Below are 17469 nucleotides of genomic sequence, written 5' to 3'. Positions count from 1 at the left end.
CCCTTTGAAAGCCAATCTATGGCAAATAAGTTATCGAATCATTTCCTGATTCAAATTTCGGAAAAACATAATGCAAGTTCAGCAAACGTTATTGGCTAACGCGCTTTTTCCGTTCAATGGGAATATTGTATGTGTTTATTTATTAGATATTTAATCGCTATTGATGGATTAAACCCTACATGAATAAAAACCACTACTGAGATAAACAGCAAATCAGCATCAAAATTACCTAAGTAGATAAAATAAAAACGGATCAAAACCAATAGAAGGATTAGGGGGTTAAACTGGAATTATATATAAAAGAATGTAAATTCGAGGCTATTAATGACGCTCAATGCTGTATTGAGCGTCATGAGGAAATCTTATTTCTCTTATTTGAGCATAAATAATTGATTATAGAAACGTGCAACAATCACGGTAATCATTAATATGACCAGTATCAGCAATGGCGTATTAATGTCATAACTAGGCGTTAAATGTAATGCACTCATAGTCATTACCATAAGTAAATTGCCACCTAGCATACGCACTAGCATCATTGCAGGCTTTGGAAAAAGTCCCCAAATGAGGAAAACGTTAATCATATAAAAACCAACTAACTGCCAAAGCTCTGTAAATGCGGGCATTATAAAAATATATTGCAGTAAAAAAAACACTCCCCATAGCAGTGCAGATAATATCACCTGCTTCATTAAAGGAAATGGTAAACTGACTGTTATATTGGCAAAAATTGAACCAAACATAGGGATAAAAATACCACCAGGTAAGGCAAAATATATCCATGCGCCATAACAAGTTGAGGCTATTGCAACCGCCTTTATAACTCTGTTAATTCTCACTTTCAATAAATTTTCTTTTACAGCCTCTTTCGAGTTTTGGGGCTTTATGCTCTCTTGCTTCCAGTAGTTAGCTAAAATTTCAACATCTAACTTTTCGCCATTAATGGCATTATCAAGCATTTTAATTTCTTGGGAAAAATAACCTAACTGTTGCAACTTATCATCATTGGGTTTATCACTGGATAACAACTTGATGGTGGATTTGCTATGCTGCAGAACGTGAGAAAAACCATCGACTATGACAGTCCATTTATCTTTTTCATGTTGAAGTTTATAACTGGAACTCAATGGCATACTGATCAAGTCACTTAATTTATCAATCAGTAATTGTGCATCGACTAATAAGTCTTGAATATTATCATGATGAGCACTTTTTGCAGCCTCGTTAAGCGCGTTATCTATTTTATGAAAAGCATTTAACGCAGAGTCAACGCTGCTAAAGAATAAAGATTCAGTGTTTAAAGGCCAAATAAAACGATAAACAATTGAATAAACTAGCACTCCAAGTAAATTATCTTGTATTCGTAAAACCGCAATATCAAATGAAGCTTCACCATTAAAGCCTCCCATTACCGCAACAATAGTGCACACAGTAAAGCCCATGGTAAATGCATAACCATAACGCAAATTATCAGCAAACCACACGCTAACAGCCAAAAGCAACAGTAAACAACCAATGAATAACATCGGAGTCTGGGCAAAAAAGCTCACCAGAAATAACGCCACACTAACGCCGCAAACTGTACCTATAAGGCGGTTTTTACCTTTGTGTAAGCCATGCCCAAGAGTTTCATTTGAAGCAATGGCAATAACGGTAATAGCAGCCCAATACGGTTTTTCCCATTGAAAAAACAATGCTAAGGCAATTGCTATACCGACAGAGACAGAAACTTTTATCGCTTCCTTAACGGGTAAACTGAGCATACACATTCTCACTCTATAAAATTTAATGCTTCAGAATTTTTACCGATGCCGTCATACCAACTCGCAGCTGAATATCTTCAGGTAACTTATCAAGTTTTATCTTAACTGGAATGCGTTGTGCTAAGCGGATCCACTCGAAATTCGGGTTCACATTAGGTAGTAACGAATTGCCGGTACTGCCATCAGTTTTCGAAATGCCGTAACCAATACTTTGTACTTTACCTTCTAAAGTGACTTGGTCATGCATCATTAATGTGACTTGGGCTTTATTATCAATAGCCACATCTTTTAAATCAGTTTCTTTAAAAAAACCGTCAATCCAAAAGCTGTTTTCATCAATCAAAGCAACAACAGGCGAATTAGCAACGACTTGTGAGCCTGCTCGATAATTCAAATTAGTAATATAGCCATCTGTTGGTGCAGTAATTTTTGTGTAAGCTAGATTTAATTTAGCTTCTTCCACTTGGGCTTTTGCCATTAACAAGTTCGCTTGTGCGGTTTCAACTGCATTTTGTAGATTATTAAGGGTTAACACTGACTGAGCACCAGGGGTTAGCTTTTCTAATTCAATAGCGCGACTAGACTCGTTCTGAGCCTTACGAACTAAAGCTTGAGATTGCTTTTGAGTTGCTACCGCTTTATCTAAACTGGTTTTATACAAGCTAGAATCAATCTCGAATAGCACATCGCCTTTTTGTACATGGCTATTATCTGTAACATTAACGCTAACTATTTGACCCGTCACTCGTGGGGTTACTTGGATAACATAGGCTCTGACTTGACCGTCTCTTGTCCAAGGATTATCAGTGTAAGTTTGATACTGACTATACAAAACACCTATTGCCGCCGCCATCAGCAACAGGGTAATAAAATAACGTTTAAACATTGGCGTTACCTACTTAAAATATGGAAATAAATTGGCTAATTAAGCCGATAAAAAGAATAACCATAGACAATTCAACTATGGCCGGAGCTGCGACATATTTATGTAAACCAATTTTAGTACCAATAGCGGTAACTACGCCGGTTAATATATATGCCATAGCGGCAACCAGTAATAATGGCGGAAAATACACATCACCGATTACCACTTCATGGGGCATTATGCTCATACGCCTATCACCTAAATAATATTAACTATTTAAAAAACATTGACTTAATGTCTTCTTACTCATTTATGCATATATTTTAATGGCGGCAGAGAAAATCTTGTAATCATCTATGATGGATCTCACCCATCGAAATCTATAAACAATTGTTTTTATGTGTGATAAATTGTGATTTAAGTGACGGTATAACCCCAAATGCATACCACATCGCATTTTTCATTATTTGAAGAGACAACTATGAACTTTAGTTTGGAACAACTTCTTGCCTTTGTAACTGTCTATGAGCAGAAAGCTTTCAGTAAAGCAGCGGTGAAACTGGACAAACATCGTACAACTATTGGCCAAGTCATTAATAACCTTGAAGATCAATTAGCCATTACCCTGTTTGAACGGATCGGTAGAACCGTTGAACCGACTGAAGATGCAGTACTACTTTATAACTATGCCAAACAGGCTATTGAGCAATCCAAAACCTTTGACCAAGTGGCCATGAGCTTGGCATTTGGTGAGCTTAATTCAATTACAATTGGGTATTGCAGTTTTATACCGCAACAAGTGATATCTGAGATTAGAAAACAACTGCTAATTGACAGCCCATCATTAAAAGTTAACTTCCTCGTCAGAACCAAAAATGATATTAAAGTGGGAATACAAGACGGCAGTATTCATTTTGGAATTGTGAATATATACGAAAGCAAAGTGCTAAACAGCATCGATCATACTTTTTTATGTAACATGTCATTTGCCGCTTTCACCAACAAAGACGCTGACCTAGCAACACTAAACTCTGAAGCAACCTTGGCTAAAATGAAGACTAGCCGTCAGTTTATCTTAAAATCCATGCTTGATGATGATATGAGTAAAAAAATCATTGTCTCCTCCAATTATGAAGTGGTAGATCAACTGACTCTCATCATTAAAATGGTTGAAGAAGGTCTTGGGTGGAGCATTTTCCCATTGTTAATCAATTCCATGGAATATACTGCACACGATCTTATACCGATAGAAATAGAACAAATACAAGACGCATTACAAGTACCTATATCACTTTGGAACCCACACTCAAAACAAATTATGCCGGCCAAAAAGTCTATCACATCAGCCATAGCTAACTATATAAATAGAGTTAGATCCAAATAATAGCATCATATTTGTATTAGTAGCCTCTGCATTAAGAGGCTTTCATCCCTTTAGTTATCTTCAGCAACTTCAATGCAGGGTTTCATCCTTCAAATGAGATTGTCTATAAAACTGACTGCACTTTATTATGACTGCATAACACCACACTGTATTGATTATCGTTGGTGATATTTTACCAAGGGTGAATATCCCTACTATGTAATTAATATATACAGTAATGAGTATTGTTGGCATAAATCGCTCCAAAATAAAGTAGTCATAATTATGGAAACAATTGAAAATTTATTTCATTCCAACCCATACATCACTTTTGTTTTAACATTAGTAATAGGTTTTTTAATCGGCTTAATTAGCATGCACAGAGTTGTGTTTGGTATTCTGGCTAGTTTTATCGGTGGTTGCATCACCATCACACTGCTTCATCTCCATTTAGAGCCAGAACTTGGTGTACTGCTATTGGGTATATTTATCTATATCATTGGTTTTTTATCTGGCTCTAAATATACAGAGAGTAAACTCTTGTTAATGGATCCATTTAAGCCAAAAAATATCAATACCACTAAAAATATTGTTTCTCGCTCATTTGAAGTAAATAACGATAGTACGGTCGTCGATAAAACCTTGTTACAACTTAATGAGGCAGCAATTGATGTGAGTTTTGAATTAACCTTAAGCCAAAACCTTGATAAACAACAGCCTGATATGATTGCAGCAGGTGATATTGTGACCATTACCGGACCTAATAATGCACTTTATTATTATGATGATAATATCATTGGTACTGAAATCGCTATTGATGATAGCAACATTATTGAAACGACATTTGAATACGTGATTAAGCCTAACCACTTAGTTGGTCTGTCACTAAAAGCGATTAAAAAAATGCTGAATGCCAATACCGACAGTTCAGTATGTATTACAGCACTTGCCAGAAATAAATTTGATATGTTGATTACTCCTGATCTGATAACTGAAGAAGGCGATCATATTCAATTAGTGGGTAAGAGTAACGACATTGAGCGAGTACAGCAGCGACTAATAAAACTGTAAGCTTTAATTAATTTAAATAAAAAGGCAGTCACTTTTAAAGTGACTGCCTTTTTATTACATTTTAATCACGTTACTTTTTAAATAAAAGTGAACCATTAGTGCCACCAAAGCCAAATGAGTTACACAATGCATAATCAAAACTATGGGGTTTGGCTACGTGCGGTACAAAATCTAAGTCACAACCTTCATCAGGGTTATCCAAATTAATGGTAGGCGGTACAATTTGATCCCGCAACGCTAAGATTGTAATAATTGCTTCAACTGAGCCCGCAGCACCTAATAAATGTCCGGTCATAGATTTAGTAGAACTTACAAGTAAATCATAAGCATGGTCGCCAAACACCGACTTAACCGCAGCCGCTTCAGCTTTATCACCTGCTGGAGTCGAAGTGCCATGGGCATTGATATAACCAACCTCTTCATTGGCAATTTGCGCATCATTAATGGCATTAACCATTGCTGCAGCAGCGCCCGCACCATCACTTGGTGGTGATGTCATATGAAAAGCATCTCCACTCATACCAAAGCCAACAAGCTCTGCATAAATTTTAGCGCCGCGCGCCTTAGCATGCTCATACTCTTCCATCACCAACACACCTGCGCCATCACCGATAACAAAACCATCACGGTCTTTATCCCATGGGCGGCTTGCAGCGGTTGGATCGTCATTACGAGTTGACAAGGCTTTGGCGCTGCCAAAACCAGCAACAGCTAACGGACAAGTAACATCTTCAGCGCCGCCAGCAACCATAACGTCGGCGTCACCGTAGGCAATCGTACGCGCTGCAAAACCAATATTATGCACACCCGTTGTACAAGCTGTTGTCACTGCAAAGTTTGGCCCAGTCATGCCATACTTAATAGATAAATGACCAGAAATCATATTAATAATGGTGCTAGGAACAAAAAATGGCGACACTTTTCGAGGGCCACCTTTAAGCAATGCTGCATGATTTTGCTCAATTAATGGCATTCCGCCCATACCAGCACCAATCGCTGTGCCAACTCGCGCTGGATTTTCTTGTTCCATATCAAGACCTGAGTCTGTCATTGCTTGTATACCTGCAGCCATGCCGTATTGGATAAATAAATCCATTTTACGGGCATCTTTGCGAGACATATAATGCTCAACATCGAAGTCTTTTACCGAGCCACTGAAACGAGTACTAAATTCAGTTGCATCAAATTTGGTAATAGGTGCAATACCACTTTTACCAGCTAATAAAGATTGCCAAGAAGATTCGACATCGTTACCCACTGGAGTAACTAGTCCTAAACCTGTAATTACCACACGACGTTTAGACACAGCATTCACCTTTGTATTTTATTAGGCATTCGCCAAGAGATATTCTGTTAACCCACCACCAATCAAAGGAAAAAGATCAAACGGATGATAAGAAATGATGGGTTAACTCACTTTTATAGAGAGTTAAGTCGACATTTATTCGACGCCACAAACAAAAACAGGCGGCATAAATGCCACCTGTTTTAGTGAATCAGGGATTACTGATTTTTTGAAACGTAATCGATCGCTGCTTGAACAGTAGTGATCTTTTCAGCTTCTTCATCAGGGATCTCAGTGTCAAACTCTTCTTCTAGAGCCATAACCAATTCAACAGTGTCCAGAGAATCTGCACCTAAATCGTCTACGAATGATGCAGCTGATTTAACGTCTTCTTCCTTAACGCCAAGTTGCTCAATAATGATTTTCTTTACACGTTCTTCGATGTTGCTCATTAGTTTTCTTTCCTATTCAAATTACACACTTGCGTAAGATTGAGAGTAGTTTATTCGATCCAGCTGACATTGCAAGCTTAGTTTTCGTGGTCTAACCACGAAAATTATCATACTTTGATATCAAACGAGATTCAATAAAAGTCGTTATCAATTATGGTCCTTAGACCATGTACATTCCGCCGTTTACATGCAAAGTTTCACCAGTGATGTAAGCTGCAGAGTCAGAAGCTAGAAACAATACCGCATTGGCAATCTCTTGCGCCTGACCGAGTCGAGCCATTGGAACTTGCGCCATGAAAGCTTTTTGCTGCTCTTCATTAAGCTCATCTGTCATGTCTGTTTGGATAAATCCAGGGGCAACAGCATTAACGGTAATTTGACGAGATGCAACCTCTCTTGCAAGAGATTTTGTAAATCCAATCAAACCAGCTTTAGCTGCTGAGTAGTTTACTTGCCCGGCATTACCCATGGTTCCGACCACAGAGCCAATATTAATTATACGGCCGCTGCGCTTTTTCATCATAGACCGCATAACCGGCTTGGATAATCTAAACAGTGATGTCAAATTAGTGTCAAGAATATCATGCCACTCATCATCTTTCATGCGCATTAATAAATTATCACGTGTGATACCAGCATTGTTTACTAAGATATCAACATCACCGGCTTTTTCTTTTATCTGGCTGAATAATTGTGTAACTGATTCACTATCAGTCACATTTAATACTAAACCAAAGCCGTTATCACCAAGGTAATCTTGAATTGCAGCGGCACCTTTTTCACTGGTTGCAGTGCCGATCACGGTAGCGCCTGCTTCAACCAGTGTTTCACTAATGGCACGGCCAATACCACGACTTGCGCCAGTAACTAACGCGACTTTACCTGTTAAATCAAAGCTAATGCTCATGAATATTCCTTATTGGATTAAAGCTGATAAAGTGGCTGCATTATTAATTGCTTGCCCTTTTAATGACTTATTAATTCTTTTTGATAACCCAGTTAATACTTTACCAGGGCCAATTTCAGCTAAATCAGTAATCCCCTGACTTGCCATTAACTCAACTGTCTCACTCCAACGTACCGGGCAATATAATTGGCGAACTAGCGCATCTTTAATTGCAGCTGCATCATTAGGGCTTGCTACATCAACGTTATTAATCACAGAAATAACCGGCGAGTTAAACTTGATATTCTCTAATGCAAGTGCCAGTTTATCAGCTGCAGGTTTCATTAATGCGCAATGTGACGGCACACTCACAGGTAAAGCAACTGCCATTTTAGCGCCAGCAGCTTTACATGCGCCAGCGGCTCTTTCTGTGGCTTCTTTTTCACCCGCAATAACTACTTGGCCAGGACTATTAAAATTCACAGGGCTAACAACAGCGCCATTTGCTGACTCTTCACATGCCTTAGCAATTGCATCATTATCTAAACCAATAATGGCGTACATAGCACCGGTACCTGCTGGTACTGCTTGCTGCATTAATTGACCGCGCAATTCAACTAATTTTACCGCATCTTCAAAGGCAATAATGCCAGCACACACTAATGCTGAATACTCACCTAAACTATGGCCTGCTAAAACAGCAGGTTTAATCGTGCCACTTGCTTCGATAACGCGCCAGATAGCCACACTTGCGGTTAATAATGCAGGCTGAGTTTTATCTGTTTCATTTAGAGTTTCAGCAGGTCCATCTTGCACCAATGCCCATAAGTCGTAACCTAATACGGCACTCGCCTGAGCAAATGTCTCAGTTACTACAGGGTAATCAGCTGCTAAATCAGCAAGCATACCAACTGATTGCGAGCCTTGACCTGGAAAAACAAACGCTATATTTTCCATTATAATTATTACCTTTATTCGTTTTTGAAAAACAACTTTTTATTTTTTGCTAGCTGTAAAATATAAATTAATCGCGTTATATCCTACTGCTATTTATCAATGATATCTAGAATCTAACTAGCGCACTGCCCCAAGCAAATCCACCGCCAAATGCTTCAAGTAAAATAAGCTGTCCGCGTTTAATACGGCCATCTCTTACTGCCTCATCTAACGCGATAGGCACAGAAGCTGCTGAAGTATTACCGTGCTTTGCCAGCGTTAATACCACTTTATCTAAACTCATATCTAACTTTTTGGCGGTCGCTTTAATAATTCTAAAGTTGGCTTGATGTGGTACTAACCAATCAATTTCAGACTTGTCGATATTATTAATTCGCAGGGTTTCTGTCACCACATGGGATAATTGCGTCACCGCAAACTTAAAGACATCATTGCCCTTCATGGTCATAAAGCTCACAGCTTCTGATGTTTCGCTGGCCCGAGGCGGGAATGTGCACTTTAGCAAATCCCCCTGGCGGCCATCGGCATAAATATGGGTTGAAATAATACCCGGTTGCTCACTGGCGCCAATAACCGCAGCGCCAGCACCATCACCAAATAATATGATGGTACTGCGATCTTCAGGATCGCACAGGCGTGACAACACGTCAGCGCCCACCACCAATATTTTCTTAGCGGCACCGGTTTTAATAAATTGATCTGCAACCGACAATGCATAAACAAAGCCTGAACATGCGGCAGCAATATCAAATGCAGGAATAGTATGAATGCCTAATAATTTTTGTATTTCGCAAGCCGCAGCTGGAAATGCATTATTGGCACTGGTTGTACCACAGACAATCATATCTAATTCGCTTGCTTCAACACCTGCCATTTCTAAGGCTTTCAGCGCAGCTTGATAACCCATGGTAGTCACAGATTCATATTCAGCAGCGATGCGTCGCTCTGAAATACCCGTACGTTCCACAATCCATTGGTCAGAGGTGTCGACCATTTTTTCTAGATCGTGGTTACTACGAACTTGCACCGGCAGATAACTACCAGTTCCGAGAATTTTTGTATACATATTATGAGATCAGCTATTGATGTCTAAAAGAATCGTCTCCAGACGATCTTTAATCATTTCCGGTAAACGACGTTTTGCTTCCGTTGCAGCTAAATTGATTGCTTGTAAATAAGCGGCTTCATCAGCATTTCCGTGACTTTTTACTACTATTCCGCGCAATCCTATCAGACTTGCACCATTGTAGTGGTCGGGGTTCATCTTACTCAGTACAGCTTGGATACGTGGAGCGAGGAATTTTGATAACAAACGAACGAAAAAGCCTTGAGTTAATCCATGTTTTAATTGATGAACTAATAACTTAGCAATACCTTCAGATGTTTTTAATGTAATGTTGCCAACAAAGCCGTCACAGACGATAACATCGACTTTGCCGGTAAATATCTCATCACCTTCAATAAAGCCATCGTAATTGACTTGAGAAGTGTGTATCAGGTGCTGAGCTGCTTGTTGGACTTGATCGTTACCTTTAACGTCTTCAATACCGACGTTAAGTAACGCAATTTTTGGTCTAGAGCGTTTATGCACAACTTCACATAACACCGAGCCCATGACAGCAAACTGAAACAAGGTTTCAGAATCGCAAGAAACGTTAGCACCCAGATCGAGTAAATAGACTGGTTTACCTGTCATAGCAGGTAAACAACTGACTAATGCAGGTCTATCTACACCGGGCAAGGTTTTTAATAAGATCTTTGATAGCGCCATTAACGCGCCAGTATTACCCGCACTCACACAGGCCTGAGCCTTACCATCTTTAACTAATTCTAATGCTAAGCGCATTGAACTTTGTTTTTTAGAACGGATAGCATGAATTGGTCGATCACACATAGTGATGACTTCAGTGGTATGGATAATTTGAATTCTTGCTTGAATAGCCGTTTCAATATCAATTAGATATGGGTCTATTTCGGCTTGATTACCGACTAGATAAATTGATAATTGAGGGTTAAATTTCAGTGCCTGCAAGGCTGCAGGCACTGTGACGAGGGGGCCATGATCGCCCCCCATCACATCTAACGCGAGCGTCAGATTCGTCATAAGATTAGCAACAATTACTTGTTGATAACCTTTTTACCGCGGTAAAAACCATCAGCAGTCACATTGTGACGTAGATGTAATTCACCGCTAGTAGCGTCTACAGATAATTGAGCTGTGCTCAATGCATCGTGTGAACGGCGCATGCCGCGCTTTGAACGTGATTTTTTATTCTGTTGTACAGCCATTTGACCTGTCTCCTAGATTACTTGCTCTTCAGTTTTTCTAACACTGCAAACGGATTTGGACGCTCCTCATGAGAGGGGTCAATCTCGCCTACAACTACGTCGCTCGTTCCTAAATTGCAATCATCATTCTGATGCATAGGAATAATTGGCATAGCGATTATCAATTCATCTTCAACCAATTGATGTAGACGAACTTCACCAATTTCATTGCACTCAATCGGCTCATACGCATCCGGGAGCTCATCGATTTCATCTTGGGTCTTACAAAGACCAAAGCTGAAGTCGACCGTAACCTTTGTGGTATATGGTGTCATACAACGTTGACATAGCAGAGTGAGCTCCGTCACAGCCTTCCCGCGAAGGTAGACTATCCCCTGAATATCGACGCCACATTCTAACGACACTGTCACATCGGAACAATCGCCAGCACATAATTCATTTAATCGCTTATTTTGAACCCCAGGCACTATGCCTTCATAACGAAGACCACTGGCTGCAGTTCGAATAGGATCAATTGATACTGGTATCTTTACTGTTTGCATAAGGCGCGCATATTATAGTTTGAAAACGCTAGAGTCAAAGAAAATTTATCCAAATTGTGGTTAATGATTTAACCAAACAAAATAGACTCATTACTTAAACACCAACATTAAAATGGATCGAAGCGAAATTTTACCTGTCACAGCCCGCGATCACAAGCGCGATCCGACTAAAATTACTCCATTCAGTCGCTTTTTTATCGTATTATAGAAGTAATTGTCTAATTCCCCGAATAGTGAGCCATGAACACTAAAATCATCCTAGCTTCCACCTCTATTTATCGCAAAGCGTTATTAGAAAAATTACAACTGCCGTTTGAATGTGTCAGCCCAAAAACCAATGAAACGCCGCTTAAAGATGAAACAGCGCAGCAATTAGTTTTGCGTTTAGCGCAATTAAAAGCACAAGCTGGTGTTGAGTTATTTAATCAAACGAGCTGTCAGCAAGCGCATATTCCTGCTGTGATCATCGGCTCTGATCAAGTGGCCGTCATTAATGGACAAATCATTGGTAAACCACTAAACAAACAAAACGCAGTTAAACAACTTAAGCAAGCCTCAGGTCAATCTATTACCTTTTATACTGGCTTAAGTGTTATCCATAATGTCACACAGCAAGCTTATAGCATTGTAGAACCCTTCACTGTGCACTTTAAAAAATTAACGACTGCAGAAATTGAGCGTTATGTTGATTTAGAGCAGCCTTTATATTGCGCAGGTAGTTTTAAATCTGAAGGACTGGGTATTGCTTTATTTGAACGCCTTGAGGGAGATGACCCTAATACCCTCATTGGTCTGCCATTAATCCGCTTAATCGAGCTATTAAAGCGCCATAATATAAACGTGCTATAAACTTTTTGATGCTAAAAATTATTTACACAATGCTAAATTTTCAACAAGACCGTCTTTAGCTTGCACAATGCCGCTTTGGCTAGCTGTCAGTTCAACTGGTAATTGGCTCACAAAAAAGCCGATGCGGTTAACATCGGCTTTATGAATTACAAAAGTAAGCAAAGCGTATTATGGCTCTGCTTATATATGTAATAAAATATCTTTCGGCTGATTAACTGTGGCTGTGGGCCCTTCAGTTAACAGATCCTCTAGGCTATGGGCGCCATAGGTGACCGCAATACTGTTTACCTTAGCATTGTTCGCCATCGCAATATCAAGTTTTGAATCACCGATCATCACCGCTTGATCCGCGTTAATATTTAACTCTTCGAGCAAAGATAAAATCATCGATGGATGCGGTTTCGAATGCGCTTCATCGGCTGAGCGAGTCGCGACAAAATATTGCCCTAAACCAGTTTCAGCCAACATTCGGTCTAAGCCCGCCCGCCTTTTACCAGTGGCAATTGCCAAGGTGTAACCAGCGGTTTTGAGTTGTGCAAGTAAATGCTCTATGCCGTCAAACAAAGGCGATGGTGTTAGATTAACATTAAGGTAATAGTGTTTATAACCTGCGATTAATTCATCGTACTTATTCCCATGATGAGGAAATAATTTTTCTAACGCAGGTAATAAAGACAAGCCAATGATATCCCTAACCGCTTGCTCAGAGGGAATATCAAGTGCTAATGATTGCGCCACGCTTTGCATACAATCGACAATTTTACCGACTGAATCCATTAAGGTGCCATCCCAATCAAAAATCACTAATTGGTACTGCTTTATATTATTTAGCTTCATGCACGAGTCAATTTATCTAAAGTGGCTAACAAAACATCATCAAGTGGCGCTTTGACTGTGGTGACTTCATCATTGTCAGGATGTTTAAATTTAAGCTCTGCAGCATGCAAGAACAAACGATTTAAACCTTTAGCCCGCATAGAATCGTCAAATTTTTGCTCACTGTATTTGTCGTCACACGCAATAGCATGGCCGGCATATTGACAATGCACGCGAATTTGGTGAGTTCGACCTGTCACTGGACTGGCTTTGACTAAGGTACATCCTTGGTAACGCTGCATAATTTTGTAACGTGTTTCAGAAGGTTTACCTTCTTGATTGGCACGAACAATACGTTCGCCGGATTTTAAGGTAATTTTTAGCAAAGGCACTTTAACCACTTTGTCTTTTGCCTGCCAATCACCTCTAACTAATGCAAGGTAATCCTTTTGCATCGTTTTGTTTCTAAGTTGCTCATGCAAATGCTTAAGTGCACTGCGCTTTTTGGCAATAAGCAACACGCCAGAGGTGTCTTTATCTAAACGATGTACTAGCTCTAAAAATTTTTGCTGTGGCCTTAAAGAACGTAATCCTTCAATCACACCGTAATCGACACCGCTACCACCATGAACTGCGATACCTGCAGGTTTGTTCAGCACGATAAGATGATTATCTTCATGAATGATTCTGGTTTCTAACTGGCTTACTTTAGACAGTTTTGCAGACGGCGCTGTGCGGTTGTCTTTTTCCGCAATTCTAACTGGCGGAATACGAACAACATCTTCAAGTTGAAGCTTGTATTCTGGCTTCACTCTTTTTTTATTAACCCTCACCTCACCTTTACGCACGATTCGGTAAATCATGCTTTTAGGTACACCTTTCAATTTGGTGAGAAGAAAATTGTCAATGCGTTGTTCGAAATGGTCTTCATCAATAGTGACCAATTGAACTTTTGTGGGAGTTTCTGTATTCATGATGCGCCTTAAGTTATTACGGCGCGTATTGTAACCTAAGTTTCTACCTGATGGGACAATAAGAATGAGAGTTTTGATTGCTGTCTAAATTGATTATTGCTATATTTGCGCTGTGATTGAGGATAAACAGTGGATAAAATGTTCACAAACTCAATTTATTACGGTGTTTTTTCAGTAGAATTCATGAACAAGACTGGTAGCAAGTCATTGATTTGCAAATTGTAAACATCACAAAACGAAATAATTCGTTTTTACAATTAAACCGTCGGTGTCATCTTTATTTTAAAAGTTTTCCTGAAAAATACCATCCCAAATTCGAACAAATTTTAGCTTGTTATCAAACAAACCAATTCGACTTGGGCATTATCGGAAGAAATATTAAATTTATGGGGTTGGTTGATAATGAACAACCAATTCCTTGTTTTTGTAATTATTAAAAAATAAGCCATAAATAGGATGCGACACGCAGCGATGCGTCTTACAGTAATGCGCACCTAACTTGCCTAAAAACCAGCCGCGAGGCTTTGTGCATAACCATTTTAGGCCCGTAATGCAGCGAATTTACTTTGTTTGATGACCTTATTAGAAGAATTAAGTCATCATGAAACGTATGTTAATTAATGCAACTCAGTCTGAAGAGTTGCGTGTTGCCCTAGTTGATGGGCAACAATTGTATGATCTGGACATCGAAAGCCCAGGCCATGAACAAAAAAAATCAAATATCTATAAAGGTACTATCACCCGCGTAGAACCTTCTTTAGAAGCTGCTTTTGTTGACTATGGTGCTGATCGCCATGGTTTCTTACCGCTAAAAGAAATTGCTCGCGAATACTTCCCTAAAGGTTACTCTTTCCAAGGCCGTCCAAATATCAAAGAAGTGGTATCTGAAGGTCAAGAAGTTATCGTTCAAATTGATAAAGAAGAACGCGGTAATAAAGGCGCTGCGCTAACAACCTTTATCAGTCTTGCAGGTTCTTACTTAGTACTTATGCCTAATAACCCACGTGCTGGCGGTATTTCTCGTCGCATTGAAGGTGATGAGCGTACTGAACTTAAAGCGGCAATGTCTGAGTTATCAGTGCCAAACGGTATGGGCTTAATCGTTCGAACTGCAGGTGTTGGTAAAGATGCTGCTGAATTAAAGTGGGACTTGAAAGTTTTACAACATCACTGGGATGCAATTCAAGAGGCCGCGCAAACCAAACCTGCACCTTTCTTAATTCACCAAGAGAGTAACGTTATTGTTCGCGCAATACGTGACTACTTACGCCGTGATGTCGGTGAAATTCTAATCGACCACCCGCGCATTTTTGAAGAAGCTAAACAGCACATAGGTTTAGTTCGACCAGATTTTGTTGAGCGCGTTAAGCGTTATGAATCAGAAGTGCCGTTATTTACTCACTTCCAAATTGAATCTCAAATCGAGTCGGCTTTCCAACGTGAAGTACGTTTGCCTTCAGGTGGTTCAATCGTTATTGACCCAACTGAAGCGTTGACCTCTATCGATATTAACTCTGCACGCGCAACCAAAGGCGGTGATATCGAAGAAACAGCATTAAACACTAACCTAGAAGCTGCTGATGAAATTGCCCGTCAATTACGTCTTCGTGACTTAGGCGGTTTAGTGGTTATCGATTTCATCGATATGACCCCTGTTAGACACCAACGTGAAGTTGAAAATAGAATGCGTGATGCGGTTCATTTAGATCGTGCCCGTGTTCAACTCGGTCGCATCTCACGCTTCGGCCTGATGGAAATGTCTCGTCAACGTCTTCGTCCTTCTCTTGGTGAATCAGCTGGCCATTTATGTCCTCGCTGTCACGGTCAAGGTACGATTCGTAGCACTGAGTCTTTAGCGCTTTCTATTCTTCGCTTAATGGAAGAAGAAGCAATTAAAGAAAACACCACTCAAATAGAAGCAGTAGTGCCTGTCGATGTAGCGGCCTTCTTGTTAAATGAAAAGCGTAAAGCAATTCGTATTACTGAAGAGCGCCATAAAGTTGAAGTTTATGTCATCCCAGATGCACATATGACCACACCAGATTACCGCGTATCACGCCTCAGAAGCGATGATGAAGTGGTTGAGTCAAGCTACAAGCGTGTTGAAAAGCCTGCTGCAAAACTTTACGAGCCTCGCAAATTAGAGCGCGCGGAAGCACAACAGCCAGCAATTAAAGGCTTCGGTACCCCTAAAGCGGCGCCAGCAGCTACAACTGCAGCTAAACCTGCTGCAGTAGCCAAACCGGCTGCGCCTGCAGAGCCTGGGTTCTTCTCAAAAATTGTTGCTGCTATTAGTGGTTTATTCGCCTCACCAGAGCCAGTTAAAACTGAAACTAAATCTGCTGATAAGAACCGTAAAGAAGCACAAAACAACCGTCGTAATCGTCGTAACGACTCTCGTAATGACAGTCGTCGTAACGATTCTCGAAATGACAACCGCCGTAATACTCGCAACGACGCTGATAATAAAGGTCGTGATAATAAAGCGCGCAATAAAAAGTCGGACAGAGATGTAGCTAATAAAGAACAACTTGATAAGCGTCCAACTAAAGCAGAGCCAAAAGCGAAGACAGAAAAGCCACGTCAAGATGCTGAGAAATCGCCTAAGCAAGAAGCAGCGAGAGAGCGTCGTCAACGTCGTAACATGCGTCGTAAAGTGCGAATTGAAAATGAGCAAAACGAAGCAAAATTAGCGGAAACCACCACTTCACAGGTTGAAGTTGCAGTTGAACCTAAAGCTAAGCCAGAGACCAAACAGGATTCAAAACCTGCCCGTACTCGCCGCCCAAGAAAAGACGCTGAAGTTATCACTAAAAATGATTCAGCTAAATCTGAAGCTAAGGCTGCTGTTCCAGTGACTAAAGACGTTAGCACTGAAACTGACATTAAAGTAGAAGCTGAAACGCCAGTTGAAGCGCAAGCACCGATTCAGGCGCCTGTTACTGAAACCGCTGTTGCTAACACAACATCTGCAGAAGAAATCACAGCAACTCAAGATGCTTCTGAAACCGTAAATGAAGATGCTGATGACAAGCGTGAAGGACAGCGCCGTAGCCGTCGTAGCCCTCGCCACCTTCGTGCAGCGGGTCAACGTCGTCGTCGTGATGAAGATGATACCTCGTCAAGCCCTGCTGTATTTACATCTGTTGATGAGCTAGAAAAACAACTTGATGCAGAGCAAGCTAACGAAGCTAAAGCTGCACCTACTGTAGAAACGCCAGCTGTCGAAGTTAAAGCCGAAACACCTGCAGTAGAAGTTAAAACTGAAACGCCAGCGGTTGAAGTTAAAACTGAAACGCCAGCAGTTGAAGTTAAAACTGAAACGCCAGCAGTTGAAGTGAAAACTGAAACGCCAGC

General features: G+C 40.3%; 17 protein-coding genes. 4 read left to right on the top strand and 13 right to left on the bottom strand.

Translation table 11 applies throughout. The features are described from left to right. Positions 1 to 371: 371 nt before the first annotated feature. Genes BCU94_RS19015 through BCU94_RS19005 form a run of 3 tightly spaced genes read right to left on the bottom strand, consistent with a single transcriptional unit; the run spans position 372 to position 2875 of the window. On the bottom strand, positions 372 to 1769 hold the full coding sequence (locus BCU94_RS19015) for an FUSC family protein (RefSeq protein WP_102477241.1): 1398 nt from the start codon (positions 1767 to 1769) through the stop codon (positions 372 to 374). A 16-nt stretch (positions 1770 to 1785) separates the two neighbouring features. After that, positions 1786 to 2649 (bottom strand): HlyD family secretion protein, encoded by an 864-nt coding sequence (locus tag BCU94_RS19010; RefSeq protein ID WP_102477240.1) that lies wholly within the window; start codon positions 2647 to 2649, stop codon positions 1786 to 1788. A gap of 13 nt (positions 2650 to 2662) precedes the next feature. After that, complete coding sequence (locus tag BCU94_RS19005) at positions 2663 to 2875, bottom strand: DUF1656 domain-containing protein (protein ID WP_102437895.1); 213 nt, start codon at positions 2873 to 2875, stop codon at positions 2663 to 2665. Positions 2876 to 3109: 234 nt separating this feature from the next. Between BCU94_RS19005 and BCU94_RS19000 the strand changes: the two genes are divergently transcribed. After that, positions 3110 to 4012: a LysR family transcriptional regulator gene (locus tag BCU94_RS19000; protein WP_102477239.1), complete on the top strand. Its 903-nt coding sequence runs from the start codon at positions 3110 to 3112 to the stop codon at positions 4010 to 4012. Between the two features lie 354 nt (positions 4013 to 4366). Continuing rightward, a complete protein-coding gene (locus tag BCU94_RS18995; protein WP_157936432.1) occupies positions 4367 to 5062 on the top strand; it encodes a TrkA C-terminal domain-containing protein in 696 nt (231 codons plus the stop codon). A gap of 70 nt (positions 5063 to 5132) precedes the next feature. Here BCU94_RS18995 and fabF read toward each other — a convergent pair whose 3' ends face one another. The 8 genes from fabF to yceD form a co-directional block, all read right to left on the bottom strand. Further along, positions 5133 to 6368, bottom strand: coding sequence for a beta-ketoacyl-ACP synthase II (gene fabF / locus BCU94_RS18990; RefSeq protein WP_102477238.1), 1236 nt, complete (start codon positions 6366 to 6368; stop codon positions 5133 to 5135). A 197-nt stretch (positions 6369 to 6565) separates the two neighbouring features. After that, complete coding sequence (acpP, locus tag BCU94_RS18985) at positions 6566 to 6799, bottom strand: acyl carrier protein (protein WP_011496723.1); 234 nt, start codon at positions 6797 to 6799, stop codon at positions 6566 to 6568. 160 nt (positions 6800 to 6959) lie between these two features. Next, a complete protein-coding gene (gene fabG / locus BCU94_RS18980) occupies positions 6960 to 7706 on the bottom strand; it encodes a 3-oxoacyl-ACP reductase FabG (RefSeq protein WP_102477237.1) in 747 nt (248 codons plus the stop codon). 9 nt (positions 7707 to 7715) lie between these two features. After that, a complete protein-coding gene (fabD, locus tag BCU94_RS18975; protein WP_102440292.1) occupies positions 7716 to 8642 on the bottom strand; it encodes an ACP S-malonyltransferase in 927 nt (308 codons plus the stop codon). 106 nt (positions 8643 to 8748) lie between these two features. Next, complete coding sequence (locus BCU94_RS18970; RefSeq protein WP_102440291.1) at positions 8749 to 9708, bottom strand: beta-ketoacyl-ACP synthase III; 960 nt, start codon at positions 9706 to 9708, stop codon at positions 8749 to 8751. A gap of 9 nt (positions 9709 to 9717) precedes the next feature. After that, complete coding sequence (gene plsX, locus BCU94_RS18965; RefSeq protein ID WP_076536206.1) at positions 9718 to 10746, bottom strand: phosphate acyltransferase PlsX; 1029 nt, start codon at positions 10744 to 10746, stop codon at positions 9718 to 9720. Positions 10747 to 10760: 14 nt separating this feature from the next. Next, on the bottom strand, positions 10761 to 10931 hold the full coding sequence (gene rpmF / locus BCU94_RS18960; protein ID WP_011496728.1) for a 50S ribosomal protein L32: 171 nt from the start codon (positions 10929 to 10931) through the stop codon (positions 10761 to 10763). Between the two features lie 17 nt (positions 10932 to 10948). After that, on the bottom strand, positions 10949 to 11473 hold the full coding sequence (gene yceD / locus BCU94_RS18955; protein WP_076536204.1) for a 23S rRNA accumulation protein YceD: 525 nt from the start codon (positions 11471 to 11473) through the stop codon (positions 10949 to 10951). A 240-nt stretch (positions 11474 to 11713) separates the two neighbouring features. On the opposite strand from yceD, the gene BCU94_RS18950 reads away from it, so the two are divergent. Next, positions 11714 to 12322 (top strand): nucleoside triphosphate pyrophosphatase, encoded by a 609-nt coding sequence (locus BCU94_RS18950; RefSeq protein ID WP_102440290.1) that lies wholly within the window; start codon positions 11714 to 11716, stop codon positions 12320 to 12322. A 180-nt stretch (positions 12323 to 12502) separates the two neighbouring features. Here the strand turns inward: BCU94_RS18950 and BCU94_RS18945 are convergent, their stop codons facing one another. Together BCU94_RS18945 and rluC are read right to left on the bottom strand one after the other, a co-directional pair. Next, positions 12503 to 13159 carry an HAD-IIIA family hydrolase gene (locus BCU94_RS18945; protein WP_102440289.1) on the bottom strand — a complete coding sequence of 219 codons (657 nt, stop codon included), beginning with the start codon at positions 13157 to 13159 and terminating at the stop codon, positions 12503 to 12505. Continuing rightward, the gene (gene rluC, locus BCU94_RS18940; protein WP_102477236.1) at positions 13156 to 14112 is read right to left on the bottom strand and encodes a 23S rRNA pseudouridine(955/2504/2580) synthase RluC; all 957 of its coding nucleotides are present in this window, start codon (positions 14110 to 14112) and stop codon (positions 13156 to 13158) included. The genes BCU94_RS18945 and rluC overlap by 4 nt, the downstream gene beginning before the upstream one ends. A 601-nt stretch (positions 14113 to 14713) precedes the next feature. On the opposite strand from rluC, the gene rne reads away from it, so the two are divergent. Beyond that, a partial coding sequence (rne, locus tag BCU94_RS18935) for a ribonuclease E (protein ID WP_102477235.1) occupies positions 14714 to 17469 on the top strand: 2756 nt, incomplete at its 3' end.

Source organism: Shewanella sp. 10N.286.52.C2 (genome assembly GCF_002874545.1).
GTDB lineage: Bacteria > Pseudomonadota > Gammaproteobacteria > Enterobacterales > Shewanellaceae > Shewanella.
The sequence above is the reverse complement of the archived record's forward strand: the minus strand, read 5'-3'. Positions and strand labels throughout refer to the sequence as shown.

Bases quoted from the DNA above. Each gene is read 5' to 3' on its own strand.
- BCU94_RS19015 (WP_102477241.1), bottom strand. From the start codon at position 1,769: ATGTGTATGCTCAGTTTACCCGTTAAGGAAGCGATAAAAGTTTCTGTC.
- BCU94_RS19010 (WP_102477240.1), bottom strand. From the start codon at position 2,649: ATGTTTAAACGTTATTTTATTACCCTGTTGCTGATGGCGGCGGCAATA.
- BCU94_RS19005 (WP_102437895.1), bottom strand. From the start codon at position 2,875: ATGAGCATAATGCCCCATGAAGTGGTAATCGGTGATGTGTATTTTCCG.
- BCU94_RS19000 (WP_102477239.1), top strand. From the start codon at position 3,110: ATGAACTTTAGTTTGGAACAACTTCTTGCCTTTGTAACTGTCTATGAG.
- BCU94_RS18995 (WP_157936432.1), top strand. From the start codon at position 4,367: ATGCACAGAGTTGTGTTTGGTATTCTGGCTAGTTTTATCGGTGGTTGC.
- acpP (WP_011496723.1), bottom strand. From the start codon at position 6,799: ATGAGCAACATCGAAGAACGTGTAAAGAAAATCATTATTGAGCAACTT.
- fabG (WP_102477237.1), bottom strand. From the start codon at position 7,706: ATGAGCATTAGCTTTGATTTAACAGGTAAAGTCGCGTTAGTTACTGGC.
- fabD (WP_102440292.1), bottom strand. From the start codon at position 8,642: ATGGAAAATATAGCGTTTGTTTTTCCAGGTCAAGGCTCGCAATCAGTT.
- BCU94_RS18970 (WP_102440291.1), bottom strand. From the start codon at position 9,708: ATGTATACAAAAATTCTCGGAACTGGTAGTTATCTGCCGGTGCAAGTT.
- plsX (WP_076536206.1), bottom strand. From the start codon at position 10,746: ATGACGAATCTGACGCTCGCGTTAGATGTGATGGGGGGCGATCATGGC.
- rpmF (WP_011496728.1), bottom strand. From the start codon at position 10,931: ATGGCTGTACAACAGAATAAAAAATCACGTTCAAAGCGCGGCATGCGC.
- yceD (WP_076536204.1), bottom strand. From the start codon at position 11,473: ATGCAAACAGTAAAGATACCAGTATCAATTGATCCTATTCGAACTGCA.
- BCU94_RS18950 (WP_102440290.1), top strand. From the start codon at position 11,714: ATGAACACTAAAATCATCCTAGCTTCCACCTCTATTTATCGCAAAGCG.
- BCU94_RS18945 (WP_102440289.1), bottom strand. From the start codon at position 13,159: ATGAAGCTAAATAATATAAAGCAGTACCAATTAGTGATTTTTGATTGG.
- rluC (WP_102477236.1), bottom strand. From the start codon at position 14,112: ATGAATACAGAAACTCCCACAAAAGTTCAATTGGTCACTATTGATGAA.